Origin of the sequence: Blattabacterium cuenoti, from assembly GCF_014252375.1 — a bacterium.
Lineage (GTDB): Bacteria > Bacteroidota > Bacteroidia > Flavobacteriales > Blattabacteriaceae > Blattabacterium > Blattabacterium cuenoti_AH.
This window is the reverse complement of sequence record NZ_CP059221.1, coordinates 93383-116442: the sequence shown is the minus strand read 5'-3', so window position 1 is coordinate 116442 and position 23060 is coordinate 93383. Positions and strand designations below refer to the sequence as shown.

The 23060-nt window shown below is 21.2% G+C and carries 26 protein-coding genes, 3 tRNA genes and 1 other RNA gene; 17 read left to right on the top strand and 13 right to left on the bottom strand.

The genetic code is table 11. The features are described from left to right. The first annotated feature begins 84 nt into the window (after window positions 1–84). Genes rpmF through accC form a run of 3 tightly spaced genes read left to right on the top strand, consistent with a single transcriptional unit; the run spans window position 85 to window position 2068 of the window. Complete coding sequence (rpmF, locus tag H0H34_RS00575) at window positions 85–279, top strand: 50S ribosomal protein L32 (RefSeq protein ID WP_185873400.1); 195 nt, start codon at window positions 85–87, stop codon at window positions 277–279. 4 nt (window positions 280–283) lie between these two features. Further along, entirely contained in the window at window positions 284–718 is a 435-nt protein-coding gene (locus tag H0H34_RS00570) for an acetyl-CoA carboxylase biotin carboxyl carrier protein (RefSeq protein WP_185873399.1), read from the top strand. 6 nt (window positions 719–724) lie between these two features. Continuing rightward, a complete protein-coding gene (accC, locus tag H0H34_RS00565) occupies window positions 725–2068 on the top strand; it encodes an acetyl-CoA carboxylase biotin carboxylase subunit (protein ID WP_185873398.1) in 1344 nt (447 codons plus the stop codon). Window positions 2069–2076: 8 nt separating this feature from the next. Here the strand turns inward: accC and prfA are convergent, their stop codons facing one another. Together prfA and H0H34_RS00555 are read right to left on the bottom strand one after the other, a co-directional pair. After that, entirely contained in the window at window positions 2077–3156 is a 1080-nt protein-coding gene (gene prfA, locus H0H34_RS00560; RefSeq protein WP_185873397.1) for a peptide chain release factor 1, read from the bottom strand. A gap of 2 nt (window positions 3157–3158) precedes the next feature. Then, on the bottom strand, window positions 3159–3563 hold the full coding sequence (locus tag H0H34_RS00555; RefSeq protein WP_185873396.1) for a DUF4293 family protein: 405 nt from the start codon (window positions 3561–3563) through the stop codon (window positions 3159–3161). Window positions 3564–3694: 131 nt separating this feature from the next. On the opposite strand from H0H34_RS00555, the gene rho reads away from it, so the two are divergent. The 3 genes from rho to H0H34_RS00540 all read left to right on the top strand — a co-directional run bounded on the left by rho (window position 3695) and on the right by H0H34_RS00540 (window position 6578). Next, on the top strand, window positions 3695–5296 hold the full coding sequence (gene rho, locus H0H34_RS00550; protein WP_185873395.1) for a transcription termination factor Rho: 1602 nt from the start codon (window positions 3695–3697) through the stop codon (window positions 5294–5296). Between the two features lie 42 nt (window positions 5297–5338). Then, a tRNA-Met gene (locus H0H34_RS00545) sits at window positions 5339–5411 on the top strand. 12 nt (window positions 5412–5423) lie between these two features. Continuing rightward, window positions 5424–6578 (top strand): DNA recombination protein RmuC, encoded by a 1155-nt coding sequence (locus H0H34_RS00540; protein ID WP_185873394.1) that lies wholly within the window; start codon window positions 5424–5426, stop codon window positions 6576–6578. Window positions 6579–6586: 8 nt separating this feature from the next. Here the strand turns inward: H0H34_RS00540 and H0H34_RS00535 are convergent. The 3 genes from H0H34_RS00535 to H0H34_RS00525 all read right to left on the bottom strand — a co-directional run bounded on the left by H0H34_RS00535 (window position 6587) and on the right by H0H34_RS00525 (window position 7684). Next, a tRNA-Ser gene (locus H0H34_RS00535) sits at window positions 6587–6671 on the bottom strand. Further along, window positions 6671–6975: RNase P RNA component class A (rnpB, locus tag H0H34_RS00530), an RNA gene on the bottom strand. The genes H0H34_RS00535 and rnpB overlap by 1 nt, the downstream gene beginning before the upstream one ends. Window positions 6976–6985: 10 nt before the next feature. Beyond that, window positions 6986–7684, bottom strand: coding sequence for a YebC/PmpR family DNA-binding transcriptional regulator (locus H0H34_RS00525; RefSeq protein ID WP_185873393.1), 699 nt, complete (start codon window positions 7682–7684; stop codon window positions 6986–6988). A 119-nt stretch (window positions 7685–7803) separates the two neighbouring features. Here H0H34_RS00525 and rpmB point away from each other — a divergent pair, with 119 nt between their 5' ends. The 5 genes from rpmB to htpG are packed head-to-tail and all read left to right on the top strand — an operon-like array spanning window position 7804 to window position 11111. Continuing rightward, entirely contained in the window at window positions 7804–8040 is a 237-nt protein-coding gene (gene rpmB, locus H0H34_RS00520; protein WP_185873392.1) for a 50S ribosomal protein L28, read from the top strand. Next, entirely contained in the window at window positions 8021–8203 is a 183-nt protein-coding gene (gene rpmG, locus H0H34_RS00515; RefSeq protein ID WP_185873391.1) for a 50S ribosomal protein L33, read from the top strand. The genes rpmB and rpmG overlap by 20 nt, the downstream gene beginning before the upstream one ends. Window positions 8204–8232: 29 nt before the next feature. Next, window positions 8233–8376, top strand: a complete 144-nt coding sequence (locus tag H0H34_RS00510) for a hypothetical protein (protein ID WP_185873390.1) — start codon at window positions 8233–8235, stop codon at window positions 8374–8376. Between the two features lie 6 nt (window positions 8377–8382). Beyond that, window positions 8383–9279: a signal recognition particle-docking protein FtsY gene (gene ftsY, locus H0H34_RS00505; protein ID WP_185873389.1), complete on the top strand. Its 897-nt coding sequence runs from the start codon at window positions 8383–8385 to the stop codon at window positions 9277–9279. A 17-nt stretch (window positions 9280–9296) separates the two neighbouring features. After that, window positions 9297–11111 (top strand): molecular chaperone HtpG, encoded by a 1815-nt coding sequence (gene htpG, locus H0H34_RS00500; protein WP_185873388.1) that lies wholly within the window; start codon window positions 9297–9299, stop codon window positions 11109–11111. A gap of 2 nt (window positions 11112–11113) precedes the next feature. On the opposite strand, the gene H0H34_RS00495 is transcribed toward htpG, so the two are convergent. Together H0H34_RS00495 and H0H34_RS00490 are read right to left on the bottom strand one after the other, a co-directional pair. Further along, window positions 11114–11884 (bottom strand): 3'-5' exonuclease, encoded by a 771-nt coding sequence (locus tag H0H34_RS00495; RefSeq protein ID WP_185873387.1) that lies wholly within the window; start codon window positions 11882–11884, stop codon window positions 11114–11116. Further along, window positions 11881–12585, bottom strand: coding sequence for a CDP-alcohol phosphatidyltransferase family protein (locus tag H0H34_RS00490; protein WP_185873386.1), 705 nt, complete (start codon window positions 12583–12585; stop codon window positions 11881–11883). Before H0H34_RS00490 ends, H0H34_RS00495 begins: the two co-directional genes overlap by 4 nt. Before the next feature lie 49 nt (window positions 12586–12634). Between H0H34_RS00490 and ybeY the strand changes: the two genes are divergently transcribed. Both ybeY and mnmG read left to right on the top strand, forming a co-directional pair. Beyond that, the gene (ybeY, locus tag H0H34_RS00485) at window positions 12635–13051 is read left to right on the top strand and encodes an rRNA maturation RNase YbeY (protein WP_185873385.1); all 417 of its coding nucleotides are present in this window, start codon (window positions 12635–12637) and stop codon (window positions 13049–13051) included. A 2-nt stretch (window positions 13052–13053) separates the two neighbouring features. Beyond that, window positions 13054–14949 (top strand): tRNA uridine-5-carboxymethylaminomethyl(34) synthesis enzyme MnmG, encoded by a 1896-nt coding sequence (mnmG, locus tag H0H34_RS00480; RefSeq protein ID WP_185873384.1) that lies wholly within the window; start codon window positions 13054–13056, stop codon window positions 14947–14949. A gap of 4 nt (window positions 14950–14953) precedes the next feature. On the opposite strand, the gene H0H34_RS00475 is transcribed toward mnmG, so the two are convergent. Continuing rightward, window positions 14954–15130, bottom strand: coding sequence for a hypothetical protein (locus H0H34_RS00475; protein WP_185873383.1), 177 nt, complete (start codon window positions 15128–15130; stop codon window positions 14954–14956). Window positions 15131–15175: 45 nt separating this feature from the next. Then, window positions 15176–15355, bottom strand: coding sequence for a hypothetical protein (locus H0H34_RS00470; protein ID WP_185873382.1), 180 nt, complete (start codon window positions 15353–15355; stop codon window positions 15176–15178). Between the two features lie 24 nt (window positions 15356–15379). On the opposite strand from H0H34_RS00470, the gene fumC reads away from it, so the two are divergent. Next, window positions 15380–16777, top strand: a complete 1398-nt coding sequence (gene fumC, locus H0H34_RS00465) for a class II fumarate hydratase (protein ID WP_185873381.1) — start codon at window positions 15380–15382, stop codon at window positions 16775–16777. A 1-nt stretch (window position 16778) separates the two neighbouring features. Here the strand turns inward: fumC and H0H34_RS00460 are convergent, their stop codons facing one another. Then, window positions 16779–17516 (bottom strand): TatD family hydrolase, encoded by a 738-nt coding sequence (locus tag H0H34_RS00460; RefSeq protein ID WP_238785458.1) that lies wholly within the window; start codon window positions 17514–17516, stop codon window positions 16779–16781. A gap of 92 nt (window positions 17517–17608) precedes the next feature. Between H0H34_RS00460 and H0H34_RS00455 the strand changes: the two genes are divergently transcribed. Genes H0H34_RS00455 through H0H34_RS00445 form a run of 3 tightly spaced genes read left to right on the top strand, consistent with a single transcriptional unit; the run spans window position 17609 to window position 20718 of the window. Then, on the top strand, window positions 17609–18472 hold the full coding sequence (locus tag H0H34_RS00455; protein WP_185873379.1) for an ACP S-malonyltransferase: 864 nt from the start codon (window positions 17609–17611) through the stop codon (window positions 18470–18472). A gap of 19 nt (window positions 18473–18491) precedes the next feature. Continuing rightward, complete coding sequence (locus tag H0H34_RS00450; RefSeq protein WP_185873378.1) at window positions 18492–19433, top strand: GYDIA family GHMP kinase; 942 nt, start codon at window positions 18492–18494, stop codon at window positions 19431–19433. A gap of 40 nt (window positions 19434–19473) precedes the next feature. Beyond that, window positions 19474–20718, top strand: a complete 1245-nt coding sequence (locus H0H34_RS00445; protein ID WP_185873377.1) for a citrate synthase — start codon at window positions 19474–19476, stop codon at window positions 20716–20718. A gap of 7 nt (window positions 20719–20725) precedes the next feature. Here H0H34_RS00445 and H0H34_RS00440 read toward each other — a convergent pair. The 3 genes from H0H34_RS00440 to H0H34_RS00430 form a co-directional block, all read right to left on the bottom strand. After that, window positions 20726–20808 (bottom strand) — tRNA-Leu (locus H0H34_RS00440). Between the two features lies 1 nt (window position 20809). Continuing rightward, the gene (locus H0H34_RS00435) at window positions 20810–22321 is read right to left on the bottom strand and encodes an Rne/Rng family ribonuclease (RefSeq protein ID WP_185873376.1); all 1512 of its coding nucleotides are present in this window, start codon (window positions 22319–22321) and stop codon (window positions 20810–20812) included. Window positions 22322–22470: 149 nt separating this feature from the next. Continuing rightward, window positions 22471–22761, bottom strand: a complete 291-nt coding sequence (locus H0H34_RS00430; RefSeq protein ID WP_185873375.1) for an HU family DNA-binding protein — start codon at window positions 22759–22761, stop codon at window positions 22471–22473. Window positions 22762–23060: the final 299 nt, after the last annotated feature.

Below are 23060 nucleotides of genomic sequence, written 5' to 3'. Positions count from 1 at the left end.
TTAAAAACTTTTAATAAAGTTTTTTTATGTTAAGAAATATATGAAAAAATATTACATAAATTAGTATTAAAATTAATTATAATTATGGCTCATCCCAAAAGAAAACAATCTAAATCTAGAAGGAACAATAGAAGAATGCATATAAAATTGAAATTACCATTATTAAAAAAATGTATTTCAACTAATCAAATGCATTTATATCATCATGCTTATTGGTTTAATGGAAAATTATATCATAAAGGAAGAGTAGTATATGTAAAAGAAGTAAATAAAAAATGATATTATGGATATTAATGTTATTAAATCCCTTATTCAAATAGTTTCTAAATCAAATATTAATGAAATAAAAATTCAAATAGGAGAAACAAAAATTTATATAAAAAATGAAGATAAAAACAATATAAAAAAAAATAATAAATCTTTTTCAATAAATAATGAAAAAAATTATAAAGATAAAAAATTAAAACATAAGAATTTAATTACAATAAAATCTCCTATGATAGGAACATTTTATAGAAAACCTAATCCTAATAAAGATCCTTTTGTTAAAATTGGTGATACTATTAAGGTAGGAATGATAATATGTATTATAGAAGCTATGAAATTATTTAATAACGTAGAATCTGAAGTAAATGGAAAACTATTAAAAATTTTTGTAGAAAATGCTACGCCTGTTGATTATGATCAACCTTTATTTCTTTTAGAAACTGACCCTTAAATTAAAATGTCAATAAAAATATTAATAGCTAATAGAGGTGAAATAGCTTTACGTATAATACGAACGGTTAAAGAAATGGGGTTAAAAACAGTTGCGGTTTATTCTACTGCAGATAAATACAGTTTACATGTTTATTTTGCTGATGAAGCTGTTTGTATAGGCCCCCCAGATCCAAAAAAATCTTATTTAAACATTCCTAATTTAATTTCAGCTGCAGAAATTACAAATGCTGATGCTATTCATCCTGGATATGGATTCCTTTCTGAGAATGCATATTTTTCGTCTATGTGCAATAAACATGGAATTAAATTTATTGGTGCCAATCCAAATCATATGATAAAAATGGCCAATAAAATTTCTGCAAAAAAGATAATGCTTAAAGCAGGAATACATTGTATTCCTGGGGTTAATTGTTTTATTGATTCTTCTTATAAAGAAGTAGAAAAAATAGCTGATAAAATAGGATATCCTATTATTATAAAATCTGTATATGGAGGAGGAGGAAAAGGAATAAGACCTGTTTTTGAAAAAACAAAATTAAAAATATCTTGGGATGAAGCAAAAAAAGAATCTTTATCTTTTTTTGGTAAAAAAAATGTTTATATAGAAAAACTAGTAATAGATGCTAGACATATTGAGATTCAAATAATGGGAGATTGTTATGGGAATATTTGTCATTTATCTGAAAGAGATTGTTCTATTCAAAGAAGAAATCAAAAATTGTTAGAAGAAACTCCATCACCATTTATCACTTCTTATTTAAGAAAAAAAATGGGTGAAAAAGCAAAAAAAGCTGCTGAATTTATAAATTATGAAGGAATAGGAACAATAGAATTTCTAGTTGATAAAAATAAGAATTTTTATTTTATGGAAATGAATCCAAGAATTCAAGTAGAACATCCTATAACAGAAGAAACTATAGGAATTGACTTAGTACAAGAACAGATATCAATAGCATATGGTAAAAAATTATATAAACGAAATTTATATCCTAAAATGTATTCAATAGAATGCAGAATAAATGCTGAAGAAACTAATAAAAATTTTCGTCCATCTCCTGGAAAAATAACACAACTTCATTTTCCAGGAGGAAAAGGTGTAAGAGTAGATACTCATATATATTCTGGGTATTATATATCTCATTATTATGACTCTATGATAGCTAAATTAATAGTAACAGAAAAAAGTAGAGAAAAAGCAATAAAAAAAATGTATAGATCTTTGGAAGAATTTGTAATTGAAGGTATACATACAAGTATATCATTTCAAAAAAAATTAATAAAAAATGATGATTTTATAAAAGGTAATTATAATACAAATTTTATAAAAAAAAATTTTAATTTTTTTTAAAATATTAACTATTCGTTTTCTTTTATTTTTAATGCATCTATCATTTCTTGAATATTACCGTTCATAAATTCATTAAGATTATGAATAGATTTATGTATTCTATGATCAGTTACTCTATTATTAGGATAATTATAAGTTCGTATTTTTACTGATCTATCTCCTGTTGAGATTAAAGATTTTCTTTTTATTGATCTTTCTTTTAATTTTTTTTCTACTTCATTAGTATATATTTTTGATCTTAAAACTATCATTGCTTTTTCAAAATTCTTATGTTGAGAACGTTCTTCTTGACACTCTACTTTAATATTACTTGGTAAATGAACTAATCTAACTGCAGATTCCGTTTTATTTACATGTTGTCCTCCAGCACCGCTAGATCTAAAAGTATATTTTTTTATATCCAATGGATTAATTGATACTTCTACATCTTCTACTTTTGGTAATATAGCAACTGTTATGGCAGAAGTATGCAATCTTCCTTGAGATTCTGTTTTAGGAATTCTTTGTACTCTATGTACCCCAGATTCATATTTTAAATGTCCGTAAATTTCATTTTTGTTATCATTGCTATATACATCTATTATTATTTCTTTATAACCTTTTGTTCCTTTTTGAAAATTAAGTATTTTATGTTTCCAATTTACTTTTTTAAAATACATTATATACATTCTTAATATGTCTTCTACAAACAGACATGCTTCATCTCCACCTGTTCCAGATCTTATTTCCAATATAACGTTTCTATAATTGTCTTTTTTAGTTTTTTTATATTTTACTATTTTACATAATTTATTTTTAATATCATCTAATTTTTTAATTGAATTTATTTTTTCATTTATTGCTAAATTTTTCATTTCTTTATCATCTGTATCATTTTCTATAATATAATTAGCTTCTTTTATAAGATTAATTTCTTTATTATATTCTTTATAAAGAAGAAATATTTTTTCTAATTCATTATATTTTTTTATTAATATTTTATATTTATTTTTAGATAAAAAATCAGGTTGTATAATAAGTTTAGAAATTTTTAAAAATTCTTTTTTATAAATTTCTAATTGTTTTATAGAAATATCATTTTTTACCATTATTATCGTATTCTATTAATAGAATCAATTATTTTTATATCTTTTATAATAGCACGATTAGTTATATAAAGAAGTATATTACATGAAAATAAGAATATAATTAAAGAAAAATTTATTTTTTTTGCATAAAAAAAACTACTATAATATTCACTATCCAAAAAAAATAAAATAATTAAAAAACTAATTGTATTTAAAATAATATTTAAGTTATTTAATATTAACTGAATTTTTTTTTTTTTAAATAAAAAAATACTAGATAAAGATAGTATTATACATAATATTGTCAATAACATTGATAGATTTTGTAATCTATTATATCTTATTACTCTATCATTAAATAAAAAAGATACAGATAAAGAATAAAATAAAATTGATATTGATAAGTATAATGATTGTATTCTTAACATAATATTAAAAAATTTAATAAATTGATAATTTAAGTGATTTATTTAATTTTTTATTAAAGTTCGATATAATTTTTTTATATAAATTGTATTTCTCGTCTAAGTAGTTATTATAAATATAATCCAATTATTTTATGTTTGATATCACTGAATTAAAAAGTAAAAAACTTTTTGAATTACAGGAGATTGCAAAATCTTCTGGTTTAAAAAAATGTACTCAATTACGTAAAAATGAATTATTAAAAAAAATAATTTCAGTATTAAATAAAAATAATTCTTATGAATTAAAAGATAAAAATAATTCTTATGGATCAAAAGATAGAAATAATTTTTATGGATCAAAAGATAGAAATAATTCGAAAGAATTTATTAGGAAGAATGTAGGATCAAAAAAATTTTTTATTGAAAAAAATAAAAATAAATATTCTAAAGAATTTTCAAAAAGAAAATATTATAACAAAGAAGATCATATAAAATTCCAAAAAAAATATAAAAATTTTTCTAACTGGAAAAAACAAGAAAGGTATGATAGTAATACACATCATCCTAATTTTTTTAGTGGAAAAAATAATTTGCAAAGAAATAATATTTCTAATAAATATAGAACTAATGAATATCAGTTTGAAGGAATAATTATTAGTGAAGGAGTATTAGAAATTATGCCTGAAAATTATGGTTTTTTAAGATCTTCTGATTTCAATTATTTATCATCACCTGATGATATATATGTTTCTCAATCTCAAATTAGATTATTTGGAATGAAAACTGGAGATACAATAAGAGGTGAAGTCCGTCCACCTAAAAATGGAGAAAAATATTTTCCATTAATAAAAATTATTGAAATAAATGGTAAAAATCCATCATTTATAAGAGAGAGAAATTCTTTTGAACATTTAACTCCATTATTTCCTAACGAAAAATTTAAACTTGCTGAAAATAATTCAACTCTTTCTACTAGGATAGTAGATTTATTTACACCTATAGGTAAAGGTCAAAGAGGTATGATTGTAGCTCCTCCAAAAACTGGTAAAACTACTTTATTAAAAGAAATAGCTAATGCTATTGCAGCAAATCATCCTGAAGTATATTTAATAATTTTATTAATTGATGAAAGACCTGAAGAGGTTACAGACATGCAAAGATGTGTAAGAGGAGAAGTTATTGCATCTACATTTGATGAACCAGCAGATCGTCACGTTAAAGTAGCAAACATTGTTTTAAAAAAAGCAAAAAGAATGGTTGAATGCTCTCATGATGTAGTTATTTTATTAGATTCTATTACAAGATTAGCTCGTGCATATAATACTGTATCTCCTGCATCCGGTAAAGTTTTATCAGGTGGAGTTGACGCTAATGCATTACATAGACCAAAAAGATTTTTTGGAGCGGCTAGAAATATAGAAAATGGAGGATCGTTATCAATAATTGCTACTGCAATGATTGATACAGGATCTAAAATGGATGAAGTAATTTTTGAAGAATTTAAAGGAACAGGGAATAAAGAGCTTCAATTAGATAGAAAAATAGCTAATAGAAGAATATATCCTGCTATTGATTTGGTTTCGTCAAGTACAAGAAAGGATAATCTGTTATTAGATTCAAATACGTTACAAAGAATGTGGATTTTAAGAAAATATCTTTCTGACATGAATCCAGTAGAAGCTATGGAGTTTTTAAGATCAAGAATTATTAGAACACAAAATAACGAAGAATTTTTAATTTCTATGAATGGATAATTTGTTTTTTTTAATGGAAAATATTATATTGGTAAAATTGATCGCGGGATGGAGCAGTTGGTAGCTCGTCGGGCTCATAACCCGAAGGCCATAGGTTCGAGTCCTATTCCCGCTATTATTCCGTTTTATGTTATATTTAGTTTTATCATTTTTTGTTTTTATATTTTTTCTAGTTTTTTTTTTCATAAAATTAGAATTTTTATTGAAAAATGAATTTTTAAATCAAAAAAATGAAATCAATAATATTTATTCTTATGATAAAGAAAAAAAATTAGATTTTTTAATTTCATTAAAAAATGAATGGATTAGTACATCAAAAGATTACCAAAATATTATAAACAAAGATATACAATCATATATTAAGTTTCAATCCACAAAAATAGATTTTATTTGTTCTGAACAAAATAAGTTTATTAATATTATGAATAAAAATATGGAATTCATAAAAGATATTATTACTAATAAACTTAAAGATTCCATTGATATTCATTTAGAAAGATCGTTTAAATTAATTGGTAATCAACTTACTTTTTTACAAAATGGTTTGGGAGAAATGAAAGTTTTAGCAAGTGACATAAGTTCATTAAAAAATACATTAAATAATGTAAAAATATCTGGAAGTTTTAGTGAAATGCAATTATCAATGTTACTTGAACAAATATTATCTCCAGAACAATATGCATCTAATGTAATTACTAAACCAAGAACAAATTATGTTGTTGAATTTGCGGTAAAATTTCCTGGTAGTGAAAATAATACTGTATGGTTACCAATTGATGTTAAATTTCCAAAAGAAAGTTATGAAAAACTTCAGAAAGCCTATCATTATGGATTAAAAAAAAATATTGATATAGCTAAGAAAAACATGGAATTAGTTATAAAAAAAATGTCTAAAGATATTAAAAATAAATATATAGAACCTCCAAATACTACTGATTTTGCAATACTATTTTTACCTTTTGAAGGAATATATATAGAGGTTGTAAAAAACTCTAAATTATTAGAAGAATTATTAAGAAAATATAAAACAGTAATTGCTGGTCCATCTACTTTAGCTGTAATTTTAAATAGTTTTCAAATAGGATTTAGAACATTAGCCATACAAAAACGTACTTCTGAAGTTTGGAATGTATTAGAATCTATAAAACAAGAATTTTCTAAGTTTGGGTACTTACTTAATCAAGCAAAAGATAAATTACAAGGAGCTTCACAAGATATTGATAAATTATTAGGAGTTAGATCTAACTCAATTGAAAAAAAACTAAAAAAATTAGATAATTAAAAATTTAGCGGAGAGAAAGGGATTCGAACCCTTGATACTTTATTGTATACACGCTTTCCAGACGTGCGCCTTAAGCCTCTCGGCCATCTCTCCATAAAACAAAAGCTATAAGCCGGATTCTGTAAATCAATTATAGTTTGATTTTCCTATCATTTATCTTGAATTTAGGTTACCCTATAATTTCTATCTGTCTACCCTCCAGAATTAACCGAGCAAGTTTCTGGTTTACATGACATTTCACTACACAGAGTTTACATGATTTCACTACAGCTTTACCTGTATTTTCTTTCTGTTGCACTGTTCCTCATTTTTTTTAAATGGATGGGAATTACCCCATTGTGTTGCTCTATAGTGTCCGGACTTTCCTCATTAAAAATGCGATAGGACGCCTTGTTTTATACTAAATATTATATCATTAAGTTAGAATAAACATTTTCTATATCATCATAATTTTTAAGTATTTCAATTAAATCCATAACTTTTTTCTTTTTTTCTTTTTTAATATCTATTAGATGTTTAGGTATTCTTACTGATTTAAAATCATATTTTAACTTGAATTTTTCAAGACTATCTTTCATTTTTCCAAAATGTTCAAAATTTGTAATAAAATCAATTCTTTCTTTTTTATTAAAAATATCTTTAGCTCCAAAGTCTATCAACATTAATTCAAAATCTTTTATTGAAGAAAAAAATTCTTTTTTTATAGAAAAAATAATTTTTTTTTTAAAAAAATGAGATATACTACCATTATTACATAATTTTCCACCATTTTTATTAAAAAAGATCCTTATACTAGAAATAGTTCTACTGTTATTATTTGTCATACATTCCATGTATATGTAAATTTCATATATTTTACCTTCTAAATATAGATGTTTACAGTTTTTTTTACTTAATGATTTTTTAATTATTCTTTCTATAGTATTTTTAGGTATATTTAATAATTTTGCATTACAAATAATTTTTTTAAAATAAGAACTATTAGTACCAAATTTTTTTACTATTGAATTAATTTCTCTAAGAATTTTAGAAAATTTTTTTGATTTTTTTATATCTTGATTTTGTTTCCTATGTTGTATATTAGCCCATTTATTATGTCCTGACATATGACTTAATTTTTCTTAAAGAATTTTTTAATATTTAATAATTATTATGTATAATTATAAGATTAAAAATATATTAAATAATAATTAAAAATAATAAATTTCTATTACACTAAAAAAATATGTCAAGAATTTGTCAATTAACTGGAAAAAAATCATTAGTTGGAAATAAAGTATCTCATGCAAATAATAAAAACAAACGTAGATTTAACATAAATTTATGTAAAAAACGTTTTTTTTTATTAAAAAAAAAAAAGTGGGTAACTATTAAAATATGTGTATCTACTATAAGAATAATAGATAAAATAGGAATAGAAAATGTAATGAAACGTTTCAATTATGGGAAAAAAAGGAAATAGAATACAAATTATTTTAGAATGTTCTGAACAAAAAGAAACAGGAATTTCTGGAATTTCTAGATATGTTACAACTAAAAATAAAAAAAATACTCCTAATAGAATTAAACTAAAAAAGTTTAATCCAATATTAAAAAAATACACAATTCATAAAGAAATTAAGTAATAAAATTACTTACTAAGTATGTATAAAGTATGTATAAAAAATCAAAAAACGATAAAAATAATAAACTAAAAATGGTACTAGCTATAAAAATGGTAAAATTAGAAAATAAATATAAATTCATAAGTAAAATTTTAATAGAAAAAGAAGCAATTGATTTTTTATCAAAAAAGTAAACATTTATGAATAACTCCTTTTTTTATAAAATAAAAAAATTTTTCTTTGATAAAAAACAAGATATAGTAAAGAAAGAAGATATTGATAATATAGAAAAAATTCTTTTATCTGCAGATATAGGAACTAAAATTACTATAAAAATAGTTTCTAATTTAGAAAAAAAAATTAAAAACAATAATATTAAAATAGATGATTTAAAAAAAATATTAAAAAATGATATATTGAATATTGTTAAAGTAAAAAAAAAAGAAAAAGAATCTATAATAAAAAAAATAGAAGTATCCAAAAAACCATATGTTATAATGATAGTTGGAGTAAATGGTGTAGGAAAAACAACAACTATTGGAAAGTTATCCTTTTTTTTTAAAAAAAAAGGATATAATCCAATTATAGGAGCATCAGATACATTTCGTGAATCAGCTATAGAACAACTTGAAATACTATCAAAAAAATCTCAAGTATCAATAATAAAACAAAAAATAAATTCAGACCCTGCTTCTGTTGCTTATGATACCGTACAATCAGCAATATCAAGAAAAAAAGATATTGTATTAATTGATACTGCAGGTAGATTACATAATCGTATTAATTTAATGAAAGAATTATCAAAAATTGATAAAGTAATTAAAAAATTAATTCCAAAAGCACCTCATGAAATTATTCTTGTTATAGATGCTAATACTGGACAAAATGCTTTTGAACAAACAAAAAATTTTTCTTATTTTACTAAAATATCTTCTATAATTATAACAAAAATGGATGGTACAGCAAAAGCAGGTTTTATATTAAAAATATTAAATGAATATAATATTCCTATTCAATATATAGGTATAGGAGAAAATTTAAATGATTTAAAAGAATTTAATGAAGAAATATTTATTGATAAAATTTTAAAAAATTAGCATAAAACTTTTTATAAATGAAAAATAAAATTAGTGTAAATTCTGAAAATATTTTCCCTATTATAAAAAAATTTCTTTATTCAGATCAAGAAATTTTTTTACGAGAATTAATTTCTAATGCTACAGATGCAATCATTAAATTAAAAACAGTATCTATATTAAATAATGATAATAACATAAATATTAATAATGATTTTAAAATAAAAGTTATTATTAAAAACAAATCATTACATATTATAGATAATGGTATTGGAATGAATAATGAAGAAATAGAAAAATATATTAATCAAATAGCCTTTTCTGGAGCAGAAGAATTTATAAAAAAACATAAAGATTCTTCTATCATTGGTCATTTTGGTTTAGGATTTTATTCTTCTTTTATGGTTTCATATAAAGTTATGATTTTGACCCAATCATATAATAAAAAATATCCTTCTATGTTATGGTCTTGTGATGGTTCTACAAATTTCTTTATGAAAGAAATTGAAAAAAAAAGTAGAGGAACAGAAATTATTTTATATATAGATGATGAACATAAAGAATTTTTAAATTATGATCATATTTTTAAATTATTAAAAAAATATTGTAGGTTTATGCCTATTCCTATTTATATTAATGAAAATGAAAAAAATATAAAAATAAATAATGTTTTTCCTGCATGGAAAAAAAATGCTAATGAATTAAAAGATAAAGATTATTTAGATTTTCATCGTGAATTATATCCTAATCAATTAGATGATCCATTATTTTGGGTACATCTAAATATAGATCATCCATTTCATTTAAATGGAATTTTGTTTTTTCCAAAAATAGAAAAAAAAGTAGATTTACAGAGAGAAAAAATATTTTTATATCAAAATCAAGTTTATGTTACAGATAATTTAGAAGGAATAGTTCCTGATTTCCTTAGTTTATTAAGAGGAGTTATAGACTCTCCAGATATACCTTTAAATGTATCAAGATCTCATTTACAATCTGATAATTCAGTTAAAAGTATATCAAAATATATAACAAGAAAAGTTTCTGATAAATTAACTTTTTTATTTAAAAACGATAGAAAAGATTTTCAAAAAAAATGGGAAGATATAAAAATTATAATAGAATATGGAATTATTAGTGATGATAAATTTTTTGATAAATCAATTAATTTCTTTCTTTTTACTAATGTAGATAATAATTTTTTTACTTTAAATGAATTAAAAGAAATTATAGAAAAAAAACAAAAAAATAAAGAGGGGAAAATTATATTTTTATATTCATCAAATAAAGAACTTCAATTTAGATCAATTAAAGATTCTAAAGATAGAGGATACGAAGTAGTATTATTAGATAGTCCATTATCAGTACATTTAATACAAAAATTAGAATTATCTTATAATGATATTTCCTTTGTTAGGGTTGATTCTGATCATATTGATAAAATAATATTTAAAGGAGATAAAGTTAAATTTTCTAATATTAACGAAGAGGAAAAAAATTTAATAAAAAATTATGTCAATAATCAATTAAAAAACTATGAATTTATTATTAAATTGGAAGAACTATCTGAAAAAGATCGTCCATTTTTAATTATAATTCCTGAATATTTTAGAAGAATGAAAGAAATGAATGCATTTAGAAATATGAATAAAAATAATTTTGATAAATATCAATTAATTATTAATATAAATCATCATTTGATAAAAAAAATCTTACAAATTAAATCTGAAAAAGAAAGAAATGAAATAATAAAAGAAACATTAAATTTAACTCTTATTTCTAATAATTTATTAAAAGGAAAAAATTTAGACGATTTTATATCAGATAAATTAAGAAAATTAACTTATAGCTGATTTTATTTTTTATTAAAATTTCTTAATTTTATTTCTGTTAATATCTTTTTTGTATATAAAGGAAAATCTGAATTTTGTATCCATATATAATAATTAGGATCTTTTTTTAAGACTTCAAATACTTTTTTACCTTTGTATTTACCGAAATTAAATATTTCATCTCTATTTTCATTTATTTTAATAAATCCAGCTAAATCTGCTATATTTTTTTGATGAGAAAATTGATCTAAATTCTTTACATCTTTTTTTAAATTTTTATATTTATCCAATTGTGACAATAAAATTTCATAAGTAGCAAAAACATCTGCTTTTGAAGTATGAGCTTTTGTAAGATTTTTTTTACAATAATATTTATATGCAGCAGAAAGGGTTCTAGGTTCCATTTTATGAAAAATTACTTGTACATCTATAGTTTTATATTTTTTAATATTAAATGGAATTCCTGCGCGTAACATTTCCTCTGCTAAAATTGGTATATCAAATCTATTTGAATTATATCCTGCTAAATCTGTATTTTCTATCATTTTAAAAATATAAGAAGATATGTCTTTAAACGTTTTTTTTCCTATTACATCTTCATTTTTTATTCCATGTATAGCAGTTGATTGTGGTGGTATAGGTATTTCTGGATATACCAACCATGTATTACTTTCTTTATTATTATTAGGATATATTTTTAATATAGATATTTCTATTATTCGATCTTTTCCTATATTTATACCTGTTGATTCTATATCAAAGAAACATATTGGACGATAAAGTTTTAATTTCATTTAAATAATTTTTTATTTTTTTTAAAAAAAATTGAAGTTATTATATAAATAATTATTATATAAAACAAAAATATCATAAAATTTAAAATTAATAAAAGGAATAAACCAATAAATAAAAAAATATATCGTTCCTTATTTTTATTCCAAGATATTCCTTTAAAATTAAAGGAAATCATCAAAATTTTAGAATTTAAAAGATAACAAGAAAGAAATATTATACAAATAATAATAATAGGATTATATATAATATTTTTTAGTAATTGAAAATTTTTAATTTTATTATTTTTTTCAATTATATACAATAAAGAGTAAAAAAATAATGTATTTACTGGAGTAGTTAATCCATTAATTGATTTATTAATATTGAATTTAGCTAGACGATATGCAGATGACATACAAATAAAAAAGGCTACCCATTTTATATTGGGATTTGTTAAAAAAACCTTTTTTAATAAAATAAAAGCTATAATAGATGGAACTATTCCAAATGAAACTATATCTGATAAAGAATCTAATTCTTTACCAAATTTACTATTAATTTTCATTATTCTTGACAAAAATCCATCTAAAAAGTCAAATATGATTGAAATCATTGTAAAAATAAAAGAAGTAGAAAAATTTTCTTGTTGTAATAAAATTATAGATATACATCCAAAAAATAAATTAATTAATGTAAAAAAATTAGGAATTATTCTTATCACTATTTTTAAATTTTAATAGTAAAAATTAGTAAAAAAATACGTATATATTATGATTAAATTTTTCTACGAAAAAATTAATTTTAAAATTAAAGATGAATATTCAATTATAAAAAAAATTTATTTGTTATTAGAAAATGAAAAAAAATATATGGGAAATATTAACTATATTTTTTGTAAAAATAATTATATTTTATTTTTAAATAAAAAATATTTAAATAATAACAATTATACAGATGTTATTGCGTTTGATTATTCTTTTAATAAACATATATCCGGTGATATTTATATAAGTATTGATCAAGTAACTATAAATTCTAAAGAATGGAATCAAATTTTTGATTTTGAATTATTACGTGTTATGATTCATTCTATATTACATATTTTAGGATATAAAGATAAAAAAACTAATGATAAAATAATAATGATAAAAAAAGAAAATTTTTATTTAAATTTATTTCAATATTAATTATGATTTTTAATAATTATTACTATGACATTATTGTTATTGGTGGAGGACATTCTGGATCAGAAGCAGCATTTTCTTCTTCTAAAATGGGAGCAAAGACTTTATTAATTACCAGTGATATAAATACAATTGCAAAATTATCTTGTAATCCTTCTATGGGAGGAATTGCAAAAGGTCAAATAATAAGAGAAATAGATGCACTTGGTGGATATTCTGGTATAGTTACTGATTATAGTAGTATTCAATTCAGAATGTTAAATAAATCAAAAGGTCCTGCTGTTTGGAGCCCTAGATCTCAATGTGATAGAATGTTATTTTCTTATTATTGGAAATATATTTTAAAAAAAAATAAAAATTTATCTATATATCAAGATACAGTTAAATCTCTAATCATAAAAAATTACAAAGTAATAGGAGTGGAAACTAAAATGAAAATAAAAATTAATGCACATGCAGTAATTTTGACAAATGGTACATTTTTAAATGGAGTTATACATATAGGAACTAAAAAAATTAGTGGAGGAAGAATAAATGAAGAAAAAGTAATAGGTATTACAGAGCAATTAAATAAATGTTTTGGATTGAAATATGGAAGAATGAAAACTGGAACATCTCCAAGAGTTGATAAAAATTCATTAGAAATAAATAAAATGGAATTTCAATATGGAGATAAAAATATTGGAAAATTTTCTTTTTTTCATAGTTTTAAAAAAACTAATAAGCAATGTAAATGTTATATAACATATACTAATAAAGAAGTTTTGGACGCTATTTATGATAATAGAATTCATTCTCCAATTTTAAATAATTCTATAAAAGGAAAAGGTCCAAGATATTGTCCATCTATTGAAGATAAAGTTATTCGTTTTCCTAAAAAAGTAGATCATCCTATTTTCATTGAACCTGAGGGATTAAATACCAAAGAAATGTATATTAATGGATTTTCTACTTCTTTTTCAGAAGAAATACAATATAAAATATTAAAAAAAATACCAGGATTTAATAAGGTAAAAATTACACAACCAGGATACGCTGTAGAATATGATTATTTTTATCCAGAACAATTAACGAATACTTTAGAAAGTAAAAAAATAAAAAATCTTTTTTTTGCTGGACAAATAAACGGGACTACTGGATATGAAGAAGCAGCTTCACAAGGATTAATTGCTGGAATAAATGCTTATTCAAAAATTTATGATAAAAATCCGGTTATTATTAAAAGAAACGAAGGATATATTGGAGTTTTAATAGATGATTTAGTAACAAAAGGAATTAGAGAACCATATAGAATGTTTACTTCTAGATCTGAATATAGAATGTCATTAAGACAAGATAATGCAGATGAAAGATTATCTCACATTGGATATCGTATTGGATTAATTTCAAAACAAAATATAAAAATAGTAGAAAATAAAAAGAATAAAATAAAAAAATGTATAAATTTTTTTATAAAAAATTACGTTAAACCTATAGATATAAATAATATTTTATATGTTAAGAAATCACCTAAAATATGTTTTAATAAAAAAATTAGTGAAATCTTATTAAGATCTGAAATTAGTATAGAAGATATTAAAAATATTCCATTTATAATGATTGAAATAAAAAAAAATAAATTTAATAAAGAGATTTTAGATCAAGTTTCCATAAGAATTAAATATAAAGGATATTTGGATAAAGAAATAGAAAATGCAAATAGATTATTAAAATTAGAAAATATACGAATACCACATAATTTAAATTATAAAAAAATAAATTCTATTTCTTTAGAAGGGAAAGAAAAATTAGAACATAATAAACCAAAATCATTAGCTCATGCATCTAAAATTAGTGGGATATCTCAATCTGATTTAAGTATAATATTAATATATTTAAAAAAATTAAATAAAATAAAATAATATTTTATTTATTTTTTTTTAATTTTTTATAAAAAATTCTTTCTTTTACAACTTTTATATCTCTATTAATTTTTTCTATATTTCTTATTAATTTATAATGCATTAATAACGAATTTCTATCAAAAAATGAAATCCATATAAAAAAAAGAATACTCATCAAAAAATATTTATTTTTAAACATTTTTTTTATCAAAATATTTAATTTTTATTTTTTTTATCAAAATATTTAATTTTTATTTTTTTTATCAAAATATTTAATTTTTATTTTTTTTATAAAATCATACAAAATTTTTTTTAAAAAAATTATCATCCAATAACCACTAAATATAGATAAAAAAATTATACACCAAAATCCAGATATTGTTATTAGCAAAAATATTAAAAATCCAATAAATTTAATAATCATAAATAATAAATTTTATTTAAAATTATGAATAAAAAAAATATATATAGAAATGAAAAAGATATACTAGGAACAGTTAAAGTTCCTATAAAAAAATATTGGGGGGCACAAACAGAACGATCAAGAAAAAATTTTAAAATTGGAAAAGAAGGATCTATTCCAATAGAAGTTATTCATGCATTTGCTACTTTAAAAAAATCTTCTGCTATAGCCAATTATAAATTTGGAAAATTACCTTTAGAAAAAAAAAATATTATATGTAAAGTATGTGATGAGATAATACATGGGAAATTAGACAATCAATTTCCTTTAGTAGTTTGGCAAACTGGATCTGGTACTCATACTAATATGAATGTAAACGAGGTTATATCAAATAGATCTCACGTAATTATAGGAAATAAATTAGGAATAGGGAAAAAATTTATTCATCCTAATGATGATGTTAATATGTCTCAATCGTCAAATGATACTTTTTCTACTGTTATGAATATATGTGCTTATAAAATACTTAAGGAAAAAACTATTCCATCAATAAAAAAATTAAAAGATGAATTAAAATATAAATCTGAATTATTTAAAAATATTGTAAAAATAGGAAGAACTCATCTTATGGACGCAACTCCTATAACATTAGGACAAGAATTTTCTGGATATACATCACAGATAGAACATGGAATAAATTCAATTAAAAATACATTAAACTATTTATCAGAATTGCCTATAGGTGGGACTGCTGTTGGAACTGGTTTAAATGCTCCTAAAGGATTTGATAAAGAAGTAATTAAATATATTATTAAATACACCAAAATTCCATTTAAAATATCAAAAAATAAATTTGAATCTATAGCTAATCATGATGCAATAGTAGAAGCCCATGCTTCTATTAAACAAGTAGCAGTTTCTTTAATAAAAATATCAAATGACATTCGTTTTTTATCATCTGGACCTCGTTCTGGAATTGGAGAAATATACATACCAAAAAATGAACCCGGATCTTCTATTATGCCAGGAAAAATTAATCCTACTCAGTGTGAAGCTCTAATTATGGTATGTATGCAAATTATAGGAAATGATGTAATTATTTCATTATCTGGATCATCAGGTAATTATGAATTAAATGTTTGTAAACCATTAATGATACATAAATTTTTAGAATCATCTAAATTACTTTCAGATGCCGTTAATTCATTTTCTTCTTTTTGTGTAAAAGGAATTAAACCTAATCACAATAGAATTAAAGAATTATTGAATAATTCTTTAATGTTGGTTACTGCTTTAAATCCAAAAATTGGATATGAAAAATCCGCAAAAATAGCAAACTATGCATATATTAATAATATAACTTTAAAAGAAGCATCAATAAATTTAGGTTATTTAAATAATGAAGAATATGAAAAATATGTAGATCCATATAAAATGGTATAATTTAAAAAAATATTTCATTAACATTATTATTTGTAATATTAGCAATAATATTTTCTGAAATTGAATAAATTTCAGATATTTTTTTTAATATTATTTTTAAGTTTGATGGATCATTTCTTTTTCCTCTAAAAGGATGTGGAGAAAGATATGGTGAATCAGTTTCTAATACTATATTTTTTATATTAATCTGATTTAAATATTGTTCAATATTATTTTTTTTAAAAGTAATTATTCCTCCTATACCTAGTTTCATACCTATATTAATTATTTTATTTGCTTGATTTAAAGTCCCTGAAAAACAATGAAATATACCTTTAATAGAAGAATATTCTTTTTTTGATAAAATATTAAATACATAATCAAATGCATTTCTACAGTGAATAACTATAGGTAGTTTTTTTTCTTTAGCCCATTCTAATTGAATTTTAAATGCATATTTTTGTTCTGAAAAAAAATTTTTATTAGAATGTAAATCAATTCCAATTTCTCCTATAGATATAAAAGAATGATTGTACAAAATTTTTTTTATTTGTTTTAATTCTTTATTAAAATTATAAGTTGAATAAATATAATTTGGATGTAGTCCAATCATTGAAAAACATATATTAGGATATTTTTTCTCTAGATTAATAATCTTATTAATACTTGAAATGTTTACAGATGGTAAAAAAAATTTGCAAACTCCTTTATTAATTGAATTATTAATTACGTAATCTACATCTTTTTTAAATTCTTTCATGTATAAATGGGTATGTGTGTCAATTATATTCATCTATATTTTATATTTTTTATATTTATAATTAATTTAAAAAATAAATATTTTATTATTTTATGAAAGCTTACTTATTTTCTGGACAAGGAAGTCAATTTGTAGGAATGGGAAAAATATTTTATGAAAAATATTTTTTAGCTAGAAAAATATTTAATATTGCTAATAAAATTTTAAATATTGATTTTACAAAAATAATGTTCAATGGATCTAAAGATATTCTAAAAAAAACAATAAATTCACAATTGGCAATATATATTTATTCATTTGTAGAAACACAATTGTGTAAAAATTTTTTTCCAGACATGGTTGCTGGTTTATCTCTTGGAGAATTTTCAGCTTTGACTGCAGTTAATGTTATTTCTTTTGAAGACGGATTAAAATTAGTAAAAGAAAGAGGATTACTTATGCAACAAGCATGTGATACTATTCCTGGAAAAATGGTAGCAATATTTGGTCTTAAAGATAAGATAATAGAACGTGTTTGTAAAGAAGATAAAGGTATTGTAGTACCATCAAATTATAATTCTTGTAATCAATTAGTAATATCTGGAGAATATAATTCTGTTAATAGAGTATGTTTAATTTTAAAAAAATTAGGAGCTAATAGAATATTAAGAATACCTGTATATGGAGCATTTCATTCCCCAATTATGGAATTAATAGAAGAAAAATTTGTAAATATAATAAATAAAATATCGTTTAATAATCCTATATGTCCTATATATCAAAATTATTTAGGTATTCCTATTATTAATCCTAATGATATAAAAAAAAATTTAATAAAACAATTAGTTTCTCCAGTAAAATGGAAACATTCTATAAAAAATATGATTATAAATGGAGCTAAATTTTTTACAGAAATTGGTCCTGGAAGAACTTTGGAAAATATGGCAATAAAAATGTTAAAAACATTTAGTAAATAAGTATAAAATATGTATAATAATGTTTTTTTATAAAAAAAATTTTTTTTATAGTCATGGAAAATTATTGTTAACAGGAGAATATTTAATACTATTGGGATCAATAGGTCTAGCTCTACCAACAATAAAAGGACAATCATTGTCTGTTTTTGAAACAAAAAATAAATCTTCTATTTTATATTGGAAAAGTTATGATATAAATTTAAAAAAAGCATGGTTTGAAGTTATATTTGAATTACCATATTTAAAAATTGTTTATGAAACAGAAAAAAATATATCTTATCGTCTTAAAAATTTATTATTGAAATCTAAAAAAATAGAAAAAAGATTTTTAGAAAAAAAAATTAATATATATGTTAATACTTTTTTACAGTTTTCTAGAAAATGGGGGTTAGGTAGTAGTTCCACTCTAATAAATAATATTGCACAATGGGCAGGTATTAATCCTTATAAATTATTAGGAAAAGATTTTCCAGGAAGTGGATATGATTTAGCATGTGTTTCAAATGCTAAATCAATAATTTTTAAACTTAAAAAAAATATTCCATATTTTTTATCTGTAGAATTTAATCCACCATTTAAAAATAAATTATATTTTTTATATCTAAATAAAAAACAAAATACTACTGATGGAATAAATTGGTTTTTTTCTAAAAAAAAATATATAAGTAAAAATATTATAAATACTATATCTTATATTACATTAAAAATTTTATCATGTAACAAATTAAAAGAGTTTGAAGAATTATTATTAAAACATGAAATGATAATATCAAAAATACTTAATTTACCTACTGTAAAAGAATTATATTTTCCAGATTATTTAGGTTTGGTAAAAAGCCTAGGTACATGGGGAGGTGATTTTGCATTAATTAGCTTTAGAAAAGGAATGAAAAATTATTTTTTAAAAAAAGGATTTCATACTATTATTTCATTTGAAAAAATGATATTAAAAAATTTTTAGATATTGTATATTTTAATTTAAATTATTTTAACTTAAACTTATGTGTATTATTAATTTATATATTAATGGACGTTATCACCGATTACCTTTAATTAATGGAACTTTTGATAAAGCTATTGATATCTCTAAATTAAGAGAGTATACTAAACTTATAACTTTTGATCCAGGATTAAAAAATACAGCTATTACAAAAAGTTCAATAAGTTTTATAAATGGAGAAAATGGAAAACTATTATATAGAGGATATCCTATTGAACAAATAATTGATAAATGTTCATTTGTAGAAACTTGTTATCTAATTTTAAACGGTAGTTTTCCTGATTATAAACAATTAAAATTTTTTAAAGAAAAAATTAATAGTTTTGATTCAATCCAAAACAAAATTTATAATTTTTTGGATAAAATACCTAATTCTTGTCATCCAATGGCAATTTTATCTTCTATTACAAATATATTATCATCATTTGATAATTCTATAAAAAATGAAGATTCACATTTTTATTTATTATCTAAGTTACCTACATTATCTGCTATGATTTATAGAAAAAAATATGGATTGCCTAATATTTTTATTAAAAATAAAAAAAGTATATGTTATATATATAATATATTAAAAATGTTTTTTTCTATTCCTAATAAATCTTATGAAAAAAATAATCATATAATTGATGCATTAGAAAAATTGTTAATTTTGCATATAGATCATGAACAAAATTGTTCTACTACTACTGTACGTTTGTTAAGTTCAGCTCGTTCAAATATATTTTCATCTATATCAGCTGGGATTAATGCTTTATGGGGAAGACTACATGGTGGTGCTAATCAGGCAGTTATTGAAATGTTAGAAACTATTTTAAAAGATGGAGGTAATATAAATAAATGGATAGAAAAAGCAAAAGATAAAAAAAATTCTTTTAGATTAATGGGATTTGGTCATAGGATTTATAAAAATTTTGATCCTAGAGCAAAAATAGCAAAATATGTAGCTGAAAATCTTATTAAAAAATTAAATATTTATGATCCAATTTTAGATATAGCTAAAAATTTGGAAATAAATACACTTAAAGATTCATATTTTTCAGAAAAAAAGTTATATCCAAATATAGATTTCTATTCTGGAATTATTTATCAAGCAATAGGGATTCCAAAAGACATGTTTACTGTTATGTTTGCTTTGGGTAGACTTCCAGGATGGATTGCTCATTGGATAGAAATAAAAAATAATCTAGAACCAATAGGAAGACCTAGACAAATTTATATAGGAAATAAAAAAAGAAATATTTAAATTGTTGTGTGGATGAAGGGATTCGAACCCTCAAGCTTTTAAGCATCAGATTCTAATTCTGACGTGTATACCTAATTCCACCACATCCACTTTAATTAAAAAAACATGATGTAATTTCATGTTTATTATTTTTTTCAAAAATTTTATATTCATTATATTGAAATGAATTTTTAGGAATTATTTTTATCCATTTTTTATATTTAAAAAACCATTTTTGTTGTATAGATGGAAATCCCATCTTTAAATAAAATGATACGAAAGTATTTATATGTAATTGTATTTTTTTGTAATTTTTATTTTTTAAAACATTATCTATTACACATTCCAAATGATAAATATAGCTTATAGTAGAAGTTTTTTTAAATTTTACATATTTTCTAATTTTTAATTCTGGTCTTACTCTATGTCTAGTAAATTGAATAAGACCAAATTCATTCATAGGAAGTATATAATGTTTTGCTCTATCATCTTTCATTTTATTTTTTAAATGTTCATATAATTGTTGTTTTTGTATTAGATCCGGCATATCAATAAAATCAACGACTATTATTCCTCCCATATCTCTTAATATAAGTTGTCTTACTATTTCAGTTGCTGCCAATAAATTTATTTTAAATATATTATCTACTCTTTCTAATTCAGTACTATTTTTTTTTATATAATTATTCATTCCACTATTTACATCAATAACATGTAAGGCTTCAGTATGTTCTATAACTAAATATGATCCATTTTTAAGTGGAACATTTTTACCTAAAAAAATTTGTATTTGTTTTTCTACACCATATTTTTTTAAAATTGGAATACTTTCTTTATGATATTTTATAATATTTGTTTTTTCTGGAAAAATTATAGATAAATAGGTATATATTTCTTTGCATAAAAAAATATTATCACAATAAATTGATTTAAAATCATTATTAAATATATCTCTTAAAAAACAAGAAATCTTATTAATTTCACTAAAAATCTTTGTAGGAGGTTTTATTAAAGTTATATTTTTCAATATATTTTTCCATTTATTCATTAAATGGATTAATTCCTTATTTAATATTTTTAGTTTTTTAGATGATTCTGTTCTAATAATTATACCAATATTACTAGGTTTTATTTTATCTATATAATAAATAAGTTTATTTTTTTCATTTATATTTTTTATTTTTTTAGATGCATAGGTTTTATTTGAAAATGGAATAAAAATTATATTTCTTCCTGTAAGACTAATTTTTGTAGTTAACTTAGGTCCTTTATTTAAAATAGGTTCTTTAGATATTTGTACTAATATTTTTTGTCCTATATTAAGTACATTTTCTATTGAAAAAAAATTATTATCATTGTCTTTTTTTGTAAAATTTAATATTTTTTTTATATGTTCTCCTAAATCGCTGTAATGTAAAAATCCACCTTTATAATATCCAATATCAACAATTACAGCATTTAATCCATGTAAAATTTTTTTTACGATACCTAAATAAATATCTCCTACATAAAAATCTTTGTCAAAAACTTCTTTATGAAGTTCTAATAATTTTCCTTTTTCTAATAGAGCTATTTTTATAGCTTGTTTTTCTGTATCTGTATTTATAATTAAATCTTTATTCATAATACATAAAAAACAAGTATTAAAAAAAAATAATTATTTTTTCTTTTTATGTCTATTTTTCCTATTTCTTTTTTTTCTTTTATGAGTTGCTATTTTTTTCCTTTTTCTTTTTTTTCCGTTTGGCATATTTTATGTTTATAAAAATTTATTTAATCAACTGGTACATTTTCTTTTACTAATTCAATAAAAGATTTTGATGGTTTAAATGATGGAATATTATGTTCAGGTATAACAATTGATCTATTTTTAGATATATTACGTCCAAGTTTTTCTGCTCTATATTTAACAATAAAAGATCCAAATCCTCTCAAATATACATTTTCACCTGATGATAAACTTTTTTTTATTTTTTTCATAAAAGTTTCTAAAATTTTCTGTATATGTATTTTTTCATAATCAGTTTCTGATATAATTTCTGTTATTATGTCTGCTTTTGTCATGTTAAATCATTAATATCAAATAACAAAATTTTTTGATCAACAAAAAATATTTAATATTCTAAATATAATAAATTTTTCATAAAAATTGTTATAAAATTATAACATATTATGTATAGTATTAATAAATAAAATTTATAAAAAAAACTTACAAAAATATGATCTTTGTAAAAGATATAAACTAAATTTATTAGTGCTATATAGATTAACTATATATAAGTATTTTAAAAAATAATTTAAATTTTAATTTACTAATTGAAAAATATATAACATTTGGAAAAAGACTATTTTAATATTTTTTA